Origin of the sequence: Sphingomonas sp. (assembly GCF_036269755.1) — a bacterium.
Lineage (GTDB): Bacteria > Pseudomonadota > Alphaproteobacteria > Sphingomonadales > Sphingomonadaceae > Sphingomonas.
This window is the reverse complement of record NZ_DATBDV010000014.1, coordinates 55,388-71,005: the sequence shown is the minus strand read 5'-3', so window position 1 is coordinate 71,005 and position 15,618 is coordinate 55,388. Positions and strand designations below refer to the sequence as shown.

Below are 15,618 nucleotides of genomic sequence, written 5' to 3'. Positions count from 1 at the left end.
CGATCAGCCCTCGAGAAACGGTTTGTGGTTGAACCCGCCAAGCGCGGCATAGCGGATCGCGGGGCGAAGCTGGAAGCTGTCCATCTGCCCGTGCTGGTTCCAGAAATCGTAGATCAGCCCGGGCGACGCCATCGTCCCGGCGAGCGCCGCGAGATCGAGGCTTTCGAGAGCAGGGTGGTTGGTCTGCAGGATCACCAACGCCGCATCGCGCACCGCTTCGCCCGCCGTCCCGGCAATGTCGATCCCCAATTCGCGGCGGGCGACGTCGGGTTTCACCACCGGATCCCATCCGACGATCTCCGCGTCCGGCACGTGCGCACGCAACGCCGCGATCAGCGGAAGCGCCATCGTTCCGCGAAGATCGTCGGTTTCCGGACGCCCTTTGAACGCCAGCCCCAGGATCGCGATGCGCTTGGGCATCTCGCCGGCAAACTCTTCGAGCATCTGGCGCGCCGAGCGGTCTGGCAGGTCTTCGTTGAGCGCGCGTGCGGTCAGCGCGATTTTCGGCGCATAGGCGAAGCGCTCGAGCCCCTCGGCCAGGATGTACGGGTCTTTTTCGAGGCACGGGCCGCCGACCGGCCCCGGTAGCGGCATCGTCGATCGCGCATAGCCGACATTGCCGCTGGTGATCACTTCGTGCGCGGAAATGCCCAGCGCGTCGCATGCGCCCGCGATTTCGTTGGCGAACGCGAACAGCAGGTCGCGCTGCGTGTTGTTGACCAGCTTGACCATTTCGGCAGTCGCGGCGTTGCCGACGCGGATGATGGTCGGCGTGATCAGCGAAAAAAGCTGCGCCGCGCGGAACGTCGCGTGGGCATCGACGCCGCCGACGATCTGGGGTAGCGAAACGAGCTCCGACAGCGCCTTGCCCTCCAGCGTTCGCTCCGGACAGAAAGCCAGATCGAACGACTTGCCGCTCGCCGCGAGCACCGGCTTCGCCACCTCTTCGGTGGTGCCGACGCGGACGGTCGATCGCAGGATCACGAGCGAGCCGTCGCGCATCACCTTGGCGATCTGTCCCAGCACGTTTTCGAGCGCGCCGAACTTGGTGCGCTTGTCGCCGTCGATCGGCGTGCCGACGGTGACGATGAAGGCGTTGGCGTCCTTTGCCGTCGTCGGATCGTCGCTGACCGTGATCGCCCCCTTCGCAACTTGTGCGGCGAGCCGAGCGTCGAGGCCATATTCGGAAAAATGCGCTTTCCCGCGGGAGACCGAGTCGATCACCGCCGGATTGATCTCGACCGCGTGAACGCGAAAACCCGTCTCGGCCATCGCGACCGCAAGCGTCAGGCCGACATAGCCGAGCCCGAAAATGGCGAGCTCGCGGTCGGCGAAATGCGAGGGGATCTTGCTCATCGGGCGGTCTTTCGCGCGGCCGGGACCATCGCGCGGATGAGGTCCTGGACGCGTTTCTTGAACGAGGGGAAGGCGAAATAATGCAGGCCGTCCGGGATTGCCTTGGGCTGGTCGATGACTGCGAGGATCGCTTGCTCGATCTCTTGCGGCTTGTCGGGATCTACGACCTGGCCGATCAAGCCGCCGCGAACCGCTTCCTGGCCGCCGTCCTGGTTGCTGGCAATGGCGGGGACGCCGCACGCCATTGCCTCGAGGATCACGAAGCCGAACCCTTCGCCCTTGCTGGGCATCGCGTAGACGTCGGCGAGACGATAGGTGTCGGCCTTTTCCGCTTCGTCGACCATGCCGGTGAAGACGACGCGATCGGCAACCCCCAGCGTCGCGGCTTTCTGTTCCAGCCGATCGCGGTCCGCACCAGCGCCGGCGATCAGGTACGCGATGTCGTCGCGCTTGCGCAGCATATCGGGCATCAGCTCGATGATTTCATCGAATCCCTTATACTGCTCGGTCGGGTCGAGGCGGCCGAAGGTCATCACCACCTTGCGGTTTGCCAGCCCATAGCGCGCCTCCAGCACCGGGTTGCGCGGCGCGACCCCGAACTCGTCGAGATGGATCGCGTTGGGGATGACGATGCAGCGATCGGCCGGCATCGGGCACCAGCTCAGAAAGCGTTGCAGCGTGACTTTGCTCAGGCTGATCACGCGGTCGGCTCGCGACGCGAAAAATCGGCGGGCGGCGCTCTTCCTGTCGGGCCACGCGTCGATCCCGTAAATGCAAAGCACCCAGGGCACGCCGCGCATTTTGGCGATCAGGTAGGCGACCGGCGCGAGATTGATATGCGAGCAATAGACGACGTCCGGACGCTGCCGCGAAAAAGCGGCACGTCTTACCGCCGCGAAATAGCGCCACAGGCTGCCGATACCCGACGTGTCATAGTGAAGCTTTTCCGGCAGTTCGCCGATCGCGGAGCTTTGCGACCGCGCGACCGCGGTGACGGAATCGACATTGGTGTCGTCGCACAACGCTTCGAGAACGTCGCGGTTGTACAGCGCTACGCCGCCATACCCGCCATAGGCATCGGTCGCTAGGTATAGGATATGCATTTGCCGAAGGCGTCCGTTCCGTTCGTTTCAAAAAAGGGCCCGGCCGAACGCCGAGCCGCCCGCGGATGAGCGTCGAGATGTGGGCCGATAATGGGCTTTGGAGGAACGGTCTAGGCCGCGTCTGAGAGTTTGTCCTGTGGCCGCAGAGTTTCTGCGCCTGACGGGCCCGGAGGCGACGAACCACCGCAAAAATTCGGAATGGCGAGGCTTGCCCGCCGGTGTCGGCTGGTTTAGGGGCGGCGCCTTCCCGGAAGGTGTGGGGCCGTAGCTCAGCTGGGAGAGCGCTGCAATGGCATTGCAGAGGTCAGGGGTTCGATCCCCCTCGGCTCCACCATTTCGCGAAATGGGCGACGATAGCGGAGCTATCGACACCACATTTCGCGAACGGCCGGCGGCGGTGAGCGCCGTCCGACGACGCGGCTTTGCCGCGGCGCACTCCCGATAAATCAGCCTCTTCGCCACCCGTCCCGAAAGTGGACGCCGGTTAACCCTTCTTTGCATTGGTCCGAATCGTAAACGGCGCGTTAACTCCATCGCCATGTCACATGAATTCGTCCTTCGGCCGCGCGGCCGCCGTCACCACCTCCGCCAACGTCTCGCGGTCCGGGCCGAAATGACGCGCCCGAGCGACGACAGCGACTGGAAGCTGTTCCTGCTGAGCTTCGCCGCGTTCTTTACCTGCATCTACACGCTGATCTTCTGAGCCCTTGCGCCTAGTCGCAGGCGCGGTGGAGCTTCCAGGCGAGCCACGCCGAGATCGGGCACATCGCCGCGACGACGTAGAGCATGTTGGCCGGCGTCACCCGCGCCCAATCGGACAGGCCCTGCACCAGCAGCGCGCCGATCGCCATCGCGCCCGAATTGACGACGTTGTTTGCCGCCACCGTGCGCGCGGTCTGGTCCTTGCTGACGGTGGTGGTGAGGAAGGCATAGAGCGGCACGACGAACATCCCGCCGAACACCGCGATCCCGGTCAGCGCGCCGACGACGAGCGCCGCGCGCGGCATCTTGATGAACTCGATCCAGGTATAATAATGCCCCGGCTCGGCTGGCGGCCACGTCTTGCACAGGATCGAGAACAGGATCACGCACAGCCCCATCGCCAGCACCGAGGCGGGGCCGTATTTGGCCGACGTGTGCCCTTTGAGCATCGAATTGATCGCGACCGATCCGACCGCGATCCCGATCGAGAACAATGCCGTGAGCAACGTCGCCACATGCTTGTCGGCGGTCAGCACGTTCTTCGCGAGCGGGGTGAAGATGACGATCAGCACCGCGCCCATCGTCCAGAAGAAGCTGATCGCGCAGATCGCCAGGAACAGCCGCGGGATGTGCATCGTCGCCGACACCAGCCGCCACGACGAGGTGAAGGGGTTGTAGTTGATCTTGAGCGGCGGGCCTTCGCGCGGCGCCGACGGGACCTGCCGCGCGGCGAACCAGCCGATCGCAGCGACCACCAGCGTTCCGATCACGGCGTGTTCGACTTTCATGAAGCCGGCCAGCACGGTCCCCGTCAGAATCGCGATATAGGTCGCCGATTCGACCAGGCCGGTGCCGCCCAGGACTTCGTCTTCGCGCAAATGCTGCGGCAGAATCGCGTATTTGATCGGCCCGAAAAAGGTCGAATGCACCCCGAGCGCGAACACGGCCGTGAGCATCATCACGAGCGCGATCTGGGTATGCCCGGCCTTGGCCAGCAACAGCCCGCCGCCCCCGACCAGCATGATCCCGATCTCGGCGGTTTTGACGATGCGGATGATCCGCGTCTTGTCGTGCGCATCGGCGAGTTGCCCGGCGAGCGCCGACAGCAGGAAGAACGGAATGATGCTGATCGCGGTGGCGAGCGCGGTGAAGCTCTGTTCGGCCTGGGGATTGTGATAGATGTGATAGACCGCGACGACGACCATCGCTTGCTTGAACAGATTGTCGTTGAAGGCACCGAAAAACTGCGTGACGAACAGCGGCAGGAAACGGCGCTCCTTCATTAAACCGAGCGCGTTCAACATGTAATTCGTGGTGCCCCGATGCCCGACATGAAGCGTGGCTCTTAGCGCAGGGCGCGCGCTCGCGACAATCGCTCATTCGTCGGAGATGGTGCGCCGCTCGGCACTTTCCGCGCGGGGCGAGGCGGTGCTAGGGTCGCCAGAATGTGGACGCTTCCCAATATCCTCACGCTGTCGCGAATCGTCGGCGTGCCCGTCTTGGTGGCATGCCTGTGGTGGCCGGGATGGGCGGCGGGATATGCCGCGGCGTTCGTGCTCTATTCGCTGATTGCGCTGACCGATTATCTCGACGGCTATCTGGCGCGCGCGCAGGGCCAGGTGTCGAAACTCGGCATCTTCCTCGATCCGATCGCCGACAAGATCATGGTCGCCGCGGTGGTGCTGATGCTGGTCGCGACTCGCGACATCGGCGGGTGGCACCTGATCGCGGCGATGATCATCCTGTTGCGCGAGATCATGGTGTCGGGCCTGCGCGAATTTCTCGGCGGGCTGCAGGTTTCGGTGCCGGTATCGCAGCTCGCCAAGTGGAAAACGACGCTGCAGCTCGTCGCGCTCGGCGCGCTGATCCTCGCGGGCGCGCTGACGTCCTGGCCGCGAGCCAATGCCGGCGTGCACAGCATCGGGCTGGTTGCGTTGTGGGGCGCGGCGATCCTGACGTGCATCACCGGCTGGGATTATCTGCGCGTCGGCCTGAAGCACATGGATTGATGGCGCTCCAAATTCTCTATTTTGCCTGGGTGCGAGAGAAGATCGGGCGGGGGGAGGAGACGATCGTTCCCCCGGACCACGTCGCCACGGTGCGCGATCTGATAGTGTCGCTGACACAGCGGGGTGGGGGCTATGCCGAGGCGCTGGGCGATGTTGCCAAGTTGCGCGCGGCGATCGACCAGCAATTCGTGCCGCTCGACGCCCCGATCGGGGGAGCGCGCGAGGTGGCGATCTTTCCCCCGGTGACCGGCGGATGATTCGAGTTGCCGTCAGCGAAGCCGCGATCGACGTCGCTGCCGAACTCGCCGTGCTCGAGGCGACCGAGGGTGGCGCGGTCGCGACCTTTACCGGGCTGGTCCGGCCCGACGACGGCGTCGGCGAATTGATGCTCGAACATTATCCCGGCGCGACCGAGGCCGCGCTCGAAAAGCTGGTGAACGAGGCGATCGCGCGCTGGTCGCTAGGCGCCGCGACGATCGTCCATCGCGTCGGCGCGATGAAGCCGGGCGAGCGGATCGTGTTCGTCGGCACGGCCGCGCAGCATCGCGCCGCGGCGCTCGATGCGTGCGCGTTCCTGATCGATCGGCTCAAGACCGACGCGCCGTTCTGGAAACGCGAGACTCGGGAAGGGGAAGCGACGTGGGTCGGTGAGCGTGCGAGCGATCACCGTGCGGTGGAGAAGTGGCGGTAGCTCTCCCCTCCCTCCTAGGGAGGGGCTGGGGGTGGGTGGCGTCCTGATGCGCGGATAGTCCGGGACAGGCGGTTGCAGTACCGCGTCACGCCACCCATCCCTAACCCCTCCCTGGAAGGGGAGGGGAACAGGTCACGCCGCCGTCTTCAACACCTCCGCCAGCAACTTGAAATCACGCTCGCGCGGACTCGCCCGCCGCCAGACCAGCGCGATCGTGCGCGTCGCGTGCTCGGCCGCGAGCGGACGAGCGGAGACGTTGGTATGGTCGAGGATACCAGCCTCGACCGCCATCCCCGGAAGCATGGTTACACCAAGCCCGTTGTCGACCATCTGAACGATGGTGTGGAGCGACGTGCCGAGCATCATCGCCTGCGCGCCAAGCTCGGGGCGGTTGCACGCCGCGAGTGCGTGATCCTTGAGGCAATGTCCGTCCTCGAGCAGCAGCAGGCGAGTCTCGTCGATATCGTCGGCGGCGATCACCGGCGGGGGTTCGGGCACGTCGCTCGCCGGGAACGCCACGTACAGCCGGTCCTCGAACAGCGGTTCGGCCGCCACGTCGCCGCACGCATAAGGCAGCGCAAGCAGCACGCAGTCGGTGCGGCCGTTGTGCAGGCCCTCGCACGCCGTCCCGGTCGTCTCCTCGCGCAGATACAGCTTTAGATCCGGATAATCGCGCCGCAGCGCCGGCAGGATACGCGGCAGCATGAACGGCGCGATCGTCGGGATGACGCTCATCCGCATCTCGCCGGATAGTGGTCGTCCGGCGGCGCGCGCCATGTCGCCCAATTCCTCCGCCTCGCGCAGCACGAGCCGGGCCTTGCTCGCGATGCGGTCGCCGAGCGGCGTGAATCGCACCACGCGGCGGGTGCGCTCGACCAGGGTCACGCCGATCAGCGTCTCGAGCTCGCGGATCCCGGCAGACAGCGTCGACTGCGTGACGAAACAGGCTTCCGCAGCGCGGCCGAAATGGCCGTGATCCTTCAACGCGACGAGATATTGCAGCTGCTTGAGCGTCGGCAGATAGGTCGTCATGGGAGTGCGTTCCTGCTCCCCTCCCTGTACAGGGAGGGGCCGGGGGTGGGTCGAGGCCGGGCGATACCCTGGCCGCCCACTCTGCTCTTAACGTATCGCGCTACGTCTACCCACCCCCGGCCCCTCCCTGGGAGGGAGGGGAGTTAAGTACCAACGCGCTTCTGGAAATCGCAACCACCAGCCCCTAGATACCGCGAAAGAGGCGAAGGGGACCCGCCGATGCTTGCCCGCCTGACGGCGTATCTCGATTCGATCCGCGCGCGCGATCCCGCGGCGCGGTCGCGGATGGAAATCCTGCTTTATCCGGGGGTGTGGGCGCTCGCCTATCACCGGCTGGCGCATCGTCTCTATCGCGCGCGGCTCTATTTCCTGGCGCGCTGGGTCAACCATATCGCGCGGCATTTCACCGCGATCGACATCCATCCGGGTGCGGTGATCGGGCGCAACTTCTTCATCGACCATGGCTTCACCGTGATCGGCGAGACCGCGGTGATCGGCGACAACGTCACGATCTACCAGTGTGTCACGCTAGGTGGGACCAACCCGGCCGATGGGGTCGCTGGCAAGCGGCACCCTACGATTCAGGACAACGTCATCATCGGATCGGGCGCGCAAGTGCTCGGGCCGATTACCGTCGCGCCGGGCGCGAGGATCGGCGCCAATGCGGTGGTGACCAAGGACGTACCCGAAGGCGCGGTGATGGTCGGCATCCCGGCGCGTGCGACGATCGTCGAGGGGAGGGGCGAGAAGTCGTTCCTCGCCTACGGCACGCCGTGCAGCGAGCAGTTCGACCCACAAACGCAAAAGCTCGAACTGATGCGGTGCGAGATCGAGACGCTGCGCAAGCGGCTCGACGCGTTGCTCGCCGAGCAAGAGGATATGCGCGACCGTGCGTAATGGCCTCTCGTCGGGGGTCTAGATGGGCACGGTAACCCCTTTTCCACGGCCGGCGGGCCGCAAGCCCAGCCAGATCGGGTTCGAGCGGATCGAACTCACGCGAATCCTCGACCTCTACGGTCGCATGGTCGCCGCGGGGCACTGGCGCGACTATGCCATCGAATTCAGTCGTGACTCGGCTGTGTTCGCGGCATTCCGCCGCTCCGCCGAGCGCCCCGAGGTACGAATCGAGAAACGCCCCGACCTGCGCAACAAGCAGGGCATGTGGGCGCTGGTCAACGAACAGGGCGCAGTGCTCAAGCGCGGGCACGACCTTGGCCCGGTGCTGGCGCCGGTCGAGCGGCGGCTGATGAAGCTGATCGAGGATTAGCACGACACTAGCCAGTCGACGCCTCCCCGGCGAAGGCCGGGGCCCAGCATCGGACGGGTCGTAACTGGACCCCGGCCTTCGCCGGGGAGGCGTCCTTGGACTTCGTCATGTGCTGAAAAAAATCCCGGCGACCGCGTGGGCCGCCGGGCAAGGATCGCCCGTGACCGAGCGGAAGGTTAAGCGGTGATCGCTGCGTGGACCGGCGGCAAGCGATCGCCGAGCCCGCCGAGCATTCCCACCACCGAACGGCGCATCGGGTGCCAGAAAGCGGAGAGCGACAGCAGCGCCGATCCGATTACCAGTGCGGTGAACGCCATCGACAGCTCGACCGCGCCGGCCTGGTGGAACAGGGTCGACAGCGCGTAGAGCACGTACGCGAGGCTCGACACGAGCAGCGCGCGACGGTCGATCGCCAGCGCGATGATCGCGAACACGACGTACAGCGCCATCACGATCACCGCCTGCACCACGCCGATATCGCCTTCGAACACGCCGAGCATGTGGAACAGGGGATGCGCGATCATCGGCGCGGCGGCGAGGTGCAGCCAGAACGCGACGTCGCTGCGCCGGGTGTGGCGCTTGAGATCGGTGCCGTCCCACCACATCGCCAGCGCGAAGGTGAAGAGGCCGCCGATCAGGATCAGCGGGTAGATCGCCTGCTCGCCGGCATGCGTGGCGGCGAAGAACAGCCCGATCGCGACCGCGACGAGCGTTGCCGCGCCGACCGCGACCGTGATCGGCACCATGAAGCGCTTCCAGTGCAGCCAGGTGGCGCCCGCCGTGACCAATGCGATCCCCGACCCGACCAGCGCATTGGTAGTATCGCTCCAGTCGGGATTGAGGTCGACCAGCGCGCCGATCATCGTCGCGGCGACTCCGCCGACGAACGCGAGCAACAGGATGATGCTGGGCAGCGCCATACGGCGAACACGGGTGAAATATTCGGCCAGCGCCCAGGCCGCGGCCGCCACCGCCGCCCCGGCGAGCGCGTGGTTGACCCAATCGCCGAGCTGCGCCAGCGCGGCCAGCAGCAGCGCGATCGCGATGCCGACGAAAATGTCGTTGAACCCGGTCAGCAGCCGGAAGCTTTCCTCGTCGACCGCGGGCGTAGAGCGCGTGGTCGCGATGTGCTGGCGGAAAGCGTCGGCGGTGGCTTGGGGGAGAACCCCCGCCGTCACCGCGCCCTCCAGATCGCTTTCACTATACATGGCATTCTCCTCTTCCGAGGGCTGCCATAGCATGGGTGCGTTAGTGTAGCAATACACCAACTAGGTGGGGCCGGCCGGGATGGGAAGGCCGGCCCTAAAAAGCGTCACGGTTTGGACGGCGTGTCGATCTTGACGTTGGCATCGACCGTCTTGGTGTTTCCGAGCAGATTCTGTCCGAACACCAGGAACAGCACGACCGCGATCGCGATCACCGCGATCGCCAGCAGCGCGATCGCGCCGCCACCGCCGCCACGGTCGGTCTCGATGATCGTCGTCTTGTCGTCGTCGGCCATGACATCCTCCTGTTTTCCTTGCGGAGGTGTAACTATCGACGTGATGGGCGGGTTCCGTAGGTCCATGCGACCGGCGGTGCCCCGGCTATTCAGGTATGTCCTCATAGGGCCGCTCGATCGCCGGCCCGGCCGGCGGCAGGCGATCGGCGATCTCGCCGAGCATCGGCATGATCGCGGCGCGCATCGTGTGCCAGCCAGCCGACAGCGCGAGCAGCACGATACCGACGAACAGCGCTGCCCATCCCAGCGCGGTCTGATACGCGCCGGCCTGCGCCAGCGTGCTCATGAGCGCGAAGACGAGCGGCACGGCGCTCGAGAACAACAAGGCGCGGCGGTCGATCACCAGCGCGACCACGGCGAACAGAACGAACACGAGTGCGAGCGTCACCACTTGTCCAGTGGACACGAACATCATGAAGGTGCCCGTCGTCCCGATCAGGTAGAAGATCGACTGCGCGATCAGTCCGCCAGCGACACCGTGAATCCAGAACGCCACTTCATGCCGCTCCGTCACGCGGTTGGGGTCGGACAGATCCCACCACATCGCATAGGCGAATACGCCGAGCCCGCAGACGAGTGCAACCGGATAGGCGAGGTGCCCGAGCGCGAACACATTGTCCCCGCCGAGCAACGCGACCACCAATGCCATGACGGCGAGGGCGACCGAGAGCGCCGCGAACGACACCGCGATCGGCGGCGCGAACCGTTTCCAGAACAGCCACATCGCCCCCGCGCCGAGGACGAAGATCACCGCGCCCGCACCGCCATATCCCTTGGCGCCCCAATCGGGAGAGGTGGCGTAGAGGCCCAGCCCGAGGGTCGCGAGGACGCCGCCGAAAAACGCGAACGACAACAGGATGCCGGTGAGCGCCAACTTGCGGACGCGCACGAAGAACTCGGCGAGCCCCCATGCCGCAACCGATACCGCTAGCCCCGCAGCGACGTGATTCAAGGTGTAGCCGATATAGCCCAACCCAAGCATGAGGAGGACGCTGCCGAAAGCGACGAAGGCGTCACTGCTGCCGTCGAGGATTTTGTAATGCTCCTCGTCGACCCGCGGGAAGTGACGCTCTTCCGCGATATAGTGTCGAAACGCGTCGGTGGCGTCGCGCGGTAACACGCCGGCCGCCACGGCCTGCTCGAGGTCGTTGTCGTTATACATGCTGCCCCTCCCCTTGGTGGGATAGGGCTAGCATGCCTTTTTCAGAGCACCAAATCGGCTCGCCGCGGAGAACGTCAGCCGCCGGTCAGCGTCTTCATGATGGTCATCGACTGTTCGTTCCCCGAGGCGGGGACGATTTCGCCGGTGCGATCGGTGATCTCGGCCCAGTGCGCGGCGACGCCTTCGGGGGACAGGTCGTCGCCGGTCAGCAGCTTGCCTTGAGTCAGCGTCACGAATGCCGCCTGGAACACGCCCGCGCCGGCGCCAACGATCGCGTTCGACGGCGCGTCCTCGCTGACCAGATAAAGCGCTGCCGGCGCGACCTTGTCGGGGGAGAAGGCCTTGAACGCCTCGGCCGGGAACAGATCCTCGGTCATCCGCGTGCCAGCGGTCGGCGCGATCGTGTTGACCCGGATGTTGTACTTCGCGCCTTCGAGGTAGAGCGTCTTGGTCAGCCCGGCGAGGCCGAGCTTGGCGGCGCCGTAATTGGCCTGGCCGAAATTGCCGAACAGCCCTGTCGACGACGCGGTCATCAGGATACGGCCATAGGCTTGCTCGCGCATCGTCGCCCACACCGCCTTGGTCACGTTCGCCGATCCGTTGAGGTGGACGTCGACGACGAACTTGAAATCGGCGGGCTCCATGTTCGCGAAGCTCTTGTCGCGCAGCACGCCGGCATTGTTGATCAGGATATGGACGCTGCCCCAGGCTTCCTTGGCCTTGGCGACCATCTCGACCATCTGATCGTAATCGGTGACGCTGCCGCCGTTCGACATCGCCTCGCCGCCCGCTGCCTTGATCTCCTCGACGACCTGGAGCGCAGCATCGCTATGCCCGGTGCCGTCGCGCGCGCCGCCTAGATCGTTGACCACCACCTTCGCGCCGCGTTTCGCCAGCGCCAGCGCATATTCGCGGCCGAGCCCGCCGCCCGCGCCGGTCACGATGGCTACTTTTTCGTCGAAACGAATGGTCATATTGGAGCGCTCCTGTCAGTGTTTGAAGCGCTTCCTAGGCAGTTGGCGGCGGGGCGCAAGCCCGGCGCGAAAGCATAAGCAGACCGGCGCGGGGAAACACCCTCACGCCGGTCCGGTCAGGCTTAGGATTATCGATTACGCGCCGGGCGGGCGCGGCGTCGTGTGGAGGCGTTGGCCGCGCGCGTTGGAGCGTTCCATGCAATGGTCGACCACGGTCTTAGAACACATCGGAACCGGGCCGGTATCCGCCGTCGCCGTATCGGGCAGCGGCTGGACGACGGGCATGGCCGGTCCCATCGTCATCGAGCCCGACGGCGCCGTCTGCGCCATAGGCGCCGCTGGCGGTGCGGCTGGCGTGTCCTGAGCGATGGCGGGCATCGCGAAAGCGGCAGCTGCCGCGGCGAGTAATATCTTCATGCGACTCTCCTGAGTTCCTGCACGCAGGGCGTGACAGATGGCTCAAACGCGCACCGCGCAAATTGGCTCCCTCGTTTCGCAGGCGATTCGATCAGCCGAGATTGAGCGCTCGAACTGGGAGTATAATTCGCGACCCAGGGACGGACGACATCCGGCGCCTTCGTTCTCCGATACCATTGTCATGCCCTCCACCGGTCGCGGGGTAGCAGCCGGTCTCGGCTGAGATGAACACCGGATCAAATACGTAAGAGAAAAAGCAAAATGCCCTAGCGGTCAAGTATTTATATGGTAAGGTTTGACCTCATTAGGGAGGAAGTACCATGCCAGTCAAAGACGGTATCGTCATGCCGCGCGACCAATACATGCACGTCGGCGCCCCCAGCGAATGGTGGTGGCATATCGGCACGCTGACGGCGCCGGGCGGACGAACCTTCGGCTTCGAGATCAACGCAGCTACCCAATCGCCGGGCGGTCAATTGATGTCGTTCAGTCAGATCATGCTGACCGACATAGTCGACCAGGTCCATTTCCAGGCGACCACCCAATTTCCCTACGATCCAGCGTGGGCCGAATCGGACTCGACCAAGCCTTGGTATGCCCGGCTCGGCACCGCTGGCGAGTCGGGATCGATCGCGATGACCGCGCCCGCGGCCAATCCGTGCGACATGACGGTCGATGCCAGCTTCATCGATGCCGCGACCGGCGTCTCGATCGCGTTCGCGCTGACGCTGAGCCAGGATAGCGTCAAGGTTCCGCCGCTGCTGGTGTGGGGGGATGGCGTCTACCAGTCCGTCGCGTCGAGCCCAGACCCGTTGCAGACCAGCAATTTCTATTACTCGCTGACAAAGCTCCAGGCGTCGGGCACGATAACGATCGGCGAGGAAAGTTTCGAGGTCCAGGGGACTACCTGGATGGATCACGAATATGGCATGTTCGGCGTCAAGACCAAGTGGATCCTGCAGGATGCGCAGCTCGATAACGGGATCGACCTGTCCAATTCGTGCGTGGGCCAGCAACCGGTCGCGGGTCAGCCGATGGTATCGATCGTCACCGTGCGCTGGCCGGAGGGCAACTCCACGTCGCACTATAGCGAGCTGATCCCAAGCGGCCCGACCTGGACCAGCCCCGACGGCCAGACCTATTGCCTGACGATGGCGGTGACGATCCCCGATCTGAAGACCGAGCTGACCTTTGTCAGCGCGTTCCCCGACCAGGAATTCCCGGTCGCTGGCAACCCGGTGTATGAGGGGATCGCGACGGTCACCGGCAACTTCATGGGCGATGCGGTGCAGGGACCGGGCTGGATCGAACAGGCGCTCCTGCCGCGCTGAGGCGTTCGAGCGCGACGACCAGCACGTCGTAGTGACCGAAGGTCGCGTCGGCGCCGCTCGCAGTTGTCTCGGTCGGTGCGAATAGCAGGCACGGTAGCCCAGCCGCGTGCGCCGCGCCGACGTCATGGGCCGAATCGCCGACAAAGGCTGCGCGCCTCTTGCCGCCGCACCGCCGCAGCATTTCGACGACTGGCGCGGGATCGGGCTTCATCGCAGCGACTGTGTCGCCGCCGATCACGCAGGCGAAGCGATCGAGCAGGTCGAGCCGGCGCAGCAGATCGACCGACCGCGCTTCGATCTTGCTGGTCACCACCGCGAGCTTCACGCCGCGCGCCGCGAGATCGTCGAGTGCCGCGACGACGCCAGGAAACGGCCGCGTCGTGTCCGCGATATGCGCTGCGTAATAGTCGATCATCAGCGGGTAGAGTCGCTCGAAATCATGATCGCCGCCGGTCGCGAGCAACGCGCTGCGCAGCATCACGCGCGAACCGCCGCCGATCATCGGGCGCACGTGATCGACGGTCAGCGGCGCGCGCCCGGCGGCCGCCAGCGCGCGATTGACTGCGGCCGCCAGGTCGCCGCTGCTGTCGACCAAGGTGCCGTCGAGATCGAACCCGATCAGATCGAAGGGGAAATCCGCCATCGCCGCCGTCCGTGCCCGCAACGGTATGGCAATGGCAAGGTCTTCGTGGCAGGGCGCGGATCACGGGAGACGCTGAACCGATGACCGATCCGATAGCCGCGATCATTCTCGCCGCCGGTATGGGCACGCGGATGAAGTCCGACCTGCACAAGGTGCTCCACCCGATCGCGAGGCGGCCGATGCTGCTCCATCTGCTCGACGCGTTCGATGCGGCGGGCGCCGCGGAAAAGGTCGTCGTGGTGGGGGCGCGGCGCGATCAGGTCGAAGCGGCGGTCGCCCCTTTGGGGGTGAAGATCGCGCCGCAGGACGAGCAGCTCGGCACCGCGCACGCCGCGCTGATGGCGAAGGACGCGCTCGTGGACTTCAGCGGCGTCGCGATCGTCTGTTTCGGCGACACGCCCTTCCTCAAAGCGGCGACGATCGCTCGGCTGGTTGAGCGGTTGAGCGGTACCGACGCCCCGCGCATCGCGGTGCTCGGCTTCCGCCCCGACGACGCCAAGGCCTATGGCCGCATCATCGCCGACCGCAACGGCGCGATCGACAAGGTCGTCGAATATAAGGACGCATCGGACGACGAGCGTGCGGTCAAATTGTGCAATTCGGGGGTGACCGCGGTGCGCTCGACCGATTTGTGGCCGCTGCTCAAACGGGTCGGCAACGACAATGCGGCGGGCGAATATTATCTGCCCGACATCATCACGCTGGCGCTCGCCGATGGCGACCGCGCCGTGGTGGTCGAAACCGACGCCGACGAGGTGATCGGCATCAACAGCCGCGCCGAACTGGCGTATGCCGAGGCGCGCTGGCAGGCGGCGCGGCGTGAGGCGGCGATGGCCGAGGGCGCCAGCCTGGTCGCGCCCGAGACGGTGTGGTTCGCTTACGACACGCAGGTTGGGCGCGACGTGCTGATCGAGCCCAACGTCTTCTTCGGTCCCGGCGTCAGCATCGCCGACCGCGCGATCATCCGCGCCAATTCGCATATCGAAGGCGCGACGGTCGGCGAGGGCGCCGAAGTCGGTCCCTATGCGCGGCTCCGCCCCGGCGCGGTGCTCGGCGAGAAATCGAAGGTCGGCAATTTCGTCGAGGTCAAGAAAACGGTGCTCGGCAAGGGCGCCAAGGCCAACCATCTGACCTATCTCGGCGATGCCGAGATCGGCGCGGGCGCCAATATCGGGGCGGGCACGATCACCTGCAATTACGACGGGTTCTTCAAGTACAAGACGGTGATCGGCGAGGGCGCGTTCATCGGCTCGAACTCGGCGCTGGTCGCGCCGGTGACGATTGGCGCGGGCGCGATCGTCGGCGCGGGGTCGACAGTTACTCAGAATGTCGAGGCCGACGCGCTGCGGCTGGTGCGGCCGCGGCAAGAGAGCAAGCCGGGCTGGGGGAAGCGATTCCGCGAGATGATGAGCGCGAAGAAGAAGGGTTGA

The 15,618-nt window shown here is 65.5% G+C and carries 17 protein-coding genes and 1 tRNA gene; 8 read left to right on the top strand and 10 right to left on the bottom strand.

Translation table 11 applies throughout. The features are described from left to right. Positions 1–3: 3 nt before the first annotated feature. Together VH326_RS09760 and VH326_RS09755 are read right to left on the bottom strand one after the other, a co-directional pair. Positions 4–1,356 (bottom strand): nucleotide sugar dehydrogenase, encoded by a 1,353-nt coding sequence (locus VH326_RS09760; protein WP_329631622.1) that lies wholly within the window; start codon positions 1,354–1,356, stop codon positions 4–6. Then, the gene (locus VH326_RS09755) at positions 1,353–2,459 is read right to left on the bottom strand and encodes a glycosyltransferase family 4 protein (RefSeq protein WP_329631621.1); all 1,107 of its coding nucleotides are present in this window, start codon (positions 2,457–2,459) and stop codon (positions 1,353–1,355) included. Before VH326_RS09755 ends, VH326_RS09760 begins: the two co-directional genes overlap by 4 nt. A 258-nt stretch (positions 2,460–2,717) precedes the next feature. Here VH326_RS09755 and VH326_RS09750 point away from each other — a divergent pair. Continuing rightward, positions 2,718–2,793: transfer RNA gene (locus VH326_RS09750), tRNA-Ala, on the top strand. Between the two features lie 379 nt (positions 2,794–3,172). Here the strand turns inward: VH326_RS09750 and VH326_RS09745 are convergent. Continuing rightward, positions 3,173–4,465, bottom strand: coding sequence for an MFS transporter (locus VH326_RS09745; protein ID WP_329631620.1), 1,293 nt, complete (start codon positions 4,463–4,465; stop codon positions 3,173–3,175). Between the two features lie 141 nt (positions 4,466–4,606). On the opposite strand from VH326_RS09745, the gene pgsA reads away from it, so the two are divergent. From pgsA to VH326_RS09730, 3 genes are read left to right on the top strand one after another with little or no spacing between them, the layout of a single operon-like run. Then, on the top strand, positions 4,607–5,170 hold the full coding sequence (gene pgsA, locus VH326_RS09740) for a CDP-diacylglycerol--glycerol-3-phosphate 3-phosphatidyltransferase (protein ID WP_329631619.1): 564 nt from the start codon (positions 4,607–4,609) through the stop codon (positions 5,168–5,170). Next, a complete protein-coding gene (gene moaD, locus VH326_RS09735; RefSeq protein WP_329631618.1) occupies positions 5,170–5,427 on the top strand; it encodes a molybdopterin converting factor subunit 1 in 258 nt (85 codons plus the stop codon). Before pgsA ends, moaD begins: the two co-directional genes overlap by 1 nt. Next, a complete protein-coding gene (locus VH326_RS09730; protein WP_329631617.1) occupies positions 5,424–5,861 on the top strand; it encodes a molybdenum cofactor biosynthesis protein MoaE in 438 nt (145 codons plus the stop codon). The genes moaD and VH326_RS09730 overlap by 4 nt, the downstream gene beginning before the upstream one ends. A 132-nt stretch (positions 5,862–5,993) precedes the next feature. On the opposite strand, the gene VH326_RS09725 is transcribed toward VH326_RS09730, so the two are convergent. Beyond that, positions 5,994–6,893, bottom strand: coding sequence for a hydrogen peroxide-inducible genes activator (locus VH326_RS09725; RefSeq protein WP_329631616.1), 900 nt, complete (start codon positions 6,891–6,893; stop codon positions 5,994–5,996). 219 nt (positions 6,894–7,112) lie between these two features. Between VH326_RS09725 and epsC the strand changes: the two genes are divergently transcribed. Both epsC and VH326_RS09715 read left to right on the top strand, forming a co-directional pair. Beyond that, positions 7,113–7,790, top strand: coding sequence for a serine O-acetyltransferase EpsC (epsC, locus tag VH326_RS09720; protein ID WP_329631615.1), 678 nt, complete (start codon positions 7,113–7,115; stop codon positions 7,788–7,790). 22 nt (positions 7,791–7,812) lie between these two features. After that, the gene (locus VH326_RS09715; RefSeq protein WP_329631614.1) at positions 7,813–8,160 is read left to right on the top strand and encodes a DUF2794 domain-containing protein; all 348 of its coding nucleotides are present in this window, start codon (positions 7,813–7,815) and stop codon (positions 8,158–8,160) included. 176 nt (positions 8,161–8,336) lie between these two features. On the opposite strand, the gene VH326_RS09710 is transcribed toward VH326_RS09715, so the two are convergent. The 5 genes from VH326_RS09710 to VH326_RS09690 all read right to left on the bottom strand — a co-directional run bounded on the left by VH326_RS09710 (position 8,337) and on the right by VH326_RS09690 (position 12,214). Further along, entirely contained in the window at positions 8,337–9,368 is a 1,032-nt protein-coding gene (locus tag VH326_RS09710) for a hypothetical protein (RefSeq protein ID WP_329631613.1), read from the bottom strand. Positions 9,369–9,472: 104 nt separating this feature from the next. Further along, positions 9,473–9,661, bottom strand: a complete 189-nt coding sequence (locus VH326_RS09705; protein ID WP_329631612.1) for a hypothetical protein — start codon at positions 9,659–9,661, stop codon at positions 9,473–9,475. An 85-nt stretch (positions 9,662–9,746) separates the two neighbouring features. Continuing rightward, positions 9,747–10,823 (bottom strand): hypothetical protein, encoded by a 1,077-nt coding sequence (locus tag VH326_RS09700; protein WP_329631611.1) that lies wholly within the window; start codon positions 10,821–10,823, stop codon positions 9,747–9,749. A gap of 74 nt (positions 10,824–10,897) precedes the next feature. Continuing rightward, the gene (locus tag VH326_RS09695) at positions 10,898–11,797 is read right to left on the bottom strand and encodes an SDR family NAD(P)-dependent oxidoreductase (protein WP_329631610.1); all 900 of its coding nucleotides are present in this window, start codon (positions 11,795–11,797) and stop codon (positions 10,898–10,900) included. A 135-nt stretch (positions 11,798–11,932) separates the two neighbouring features. After that, on the bottom strand, positions 11,933–12,214 hold the full coding sequence (locus VH326_RS09690) for a hypothetical protein (protein WP_329631609.1): 282 nt from the start codon (positions 12,212–12,214) through the stop codon (positions 11,933–11,935). A 320-nt stretch (positions 12,215–12,534) separates the two neighbouring features. Here VH326_RS09690 and VH326_RS09685 point away from each other — a divergent pair, with 320 nt between their 5' ends. Next, positions 12,535–13,545 (top strand): lipocalin-like domain-containing protein, encoded by a 1,011-nt coding sequence (locus tag VH326_RS09685; protein WP_329631608.1) that lies wholly within the window; start codon positions 12,535–12,537, stop codon positions 13,543–13,545. Here the strand turns inward: VH326_RS09685 and VH326_RS09680 are convergent. After that, positions 13,487–14,188, bottom strand: a complete 702-nt coding sequence (locus tag VH326_RS09680; protein ID WP_329631607.1) for an HAD-IA family hydrolase — start codon at positions 14,186–14,188, stop codon at positions 13,487–13,489. The genes VH326_RS09685 and VH326_RS09680 overlap by 59 nt on opposite strands. An 80-nt stretch (positions 14,189–14,268) precedes the next feature. Here VH326_RS09680 and glmU point away from each other — a divergent pair, with 80 nt between their 5' ends. Further along, complete coding sequence (glmU, locus tag VH326_RS09675) at positions 14,269–15,618, top strand: bifunctional UDP-N-acetylglucosamine diphosphorylase/glucosamine-1-phosphate N-acetyltransferase GlmU (protein WP_329631606.1); 1,350 nt, start codon at positions 14,269–14,271, stop codon at positions 15,616–15,618.

What these genes read in the sequence shown, in the direction of transcription:
- VH326_RS09760 (WP_329631622.1), bottom strand. Translation starts at nt 1,356, where the DNA reads ATGAGCAAGATCCCCTCGCATTTCGCCGACCGCGAGCTCGCCATTTTC.
- VH326_RS09755 (WP_329631621.1), bottom strand. Translation starts at nt 2,459, where the DNA reads ATGCATATCCTATACCTAGCGACCGATGCCTATGGCGGGTATGGCGGC.
- VH326_RS09745 (WP_329631620.1), bottom strand. Translation starts at nt 4,465, where the DNA reads ATGTTGAACGCGCTCGGTTTAATGAAGGAGCGCCGTTTCCTGCCGCTG.
- pgsA (WP_329631619.1), top strand. Translation starts at nt 4,607, where the DNA reads ATGTGGACGCTTCCCAATATCCTCACGCTGTCGCGAATCGTCGGCGTG.
- moaD (WP_329631618.1), top strand. Translation starts at nt 5,170, where the DNA reads ATGGCGCTCCAAATTCTCTATTTTGCCTGGGTGCGAGAGAAGATCGGG.
- VH326_RS09730 (WP_329631617.1), top strand. Translation starts at nt 5,424, where the DNA reads ATGATTCGAGTTGCCGTCAGCGAAGCCGCGATCGACGTCGCTGCCGAA.
- VH326_RS09725 (WP_329631616.1), bottom strand. Translation starts at nt 6,893, where the DNA reads ATGACGACCTATCTGCCGACGCTCAAGCAGCTGCAATATCTCGTCGCG.
- epsC (WP_329631615.1), top strand. Translation starts at nt 7,113, where the DNA reads ATGCTTGCCCGCCTGACGGCGTATCTCGATTCGATCCGCGCGCGCGAT.
- VH326_RS09715 (WP_329631614.1), top strand. Translation starts at nt 7,813, where the DNA reads ATGGGCACGGTAACCCCTTTTCCACGGCCGGCGGGCCGCAAGCCCAGC.
- VH326_RS09710 (WP_329631613.1), bottom strand. Translation starts at nt 9,368, where the DNA reads ATGTATAGTGAAAGCGATCTGGAGGGCGCGGTGACGGCGGGGGTTCTC.
- VH326_RS09705 (WP_329631612.1), bottom strand. Translation starts at nt 9,661, where the DNA reads ATGGCCGACGACGACAAGACGACGATCATCGAGACCGACCGTGGCGGC.
- VH326_RS09700 (WP_329631611.1), bottom strand. Translation starts at nt 10,823, where the DNA reads ATGTATAACGACAACGACCTCGAGCAGGCCGTGGCGGCCGGCGTGTTA.
- VH326_RS09695 (WP_329631610.1), bottom strand. Translation starts at nt 11,797, where the DNA reads ATGACCATTCGTTTCGACGAAAAAGTAGCCATCGTGACCGGCGCGGGC.
- VH326_RS09690 (WP_329631609.1), bottom strand. Translation starts at nt 12,214, where the DNA reads ATGAAGATATTACTCGCCGCGGCAGCTGCCGCTTTCGCGATGCCCGCC.
- VH326_RS09685 (WP_329631608.1), top strand. Translation starts at nt 12,535, where the DNA reads ATGCCAGTCAAAGACGGTATCGTCATGCCGCGCGACCAATACATGCAC.
- VH326_RS09680 (WP_329631607.1), bottom strand. Translation starts at nt 14,188, where the DNA reads ATGGCGGATTTCCCCTTCGATCTGATCGGGTTCGATCTCGACGGCACC.
- glmU (WP_329631606.1), top strand. Translation starts at nt 14,269, where the DNA reads ATGACCGATCCGATAGCCGCGATCATTCTCGCCGCCGGTATGGGCACG.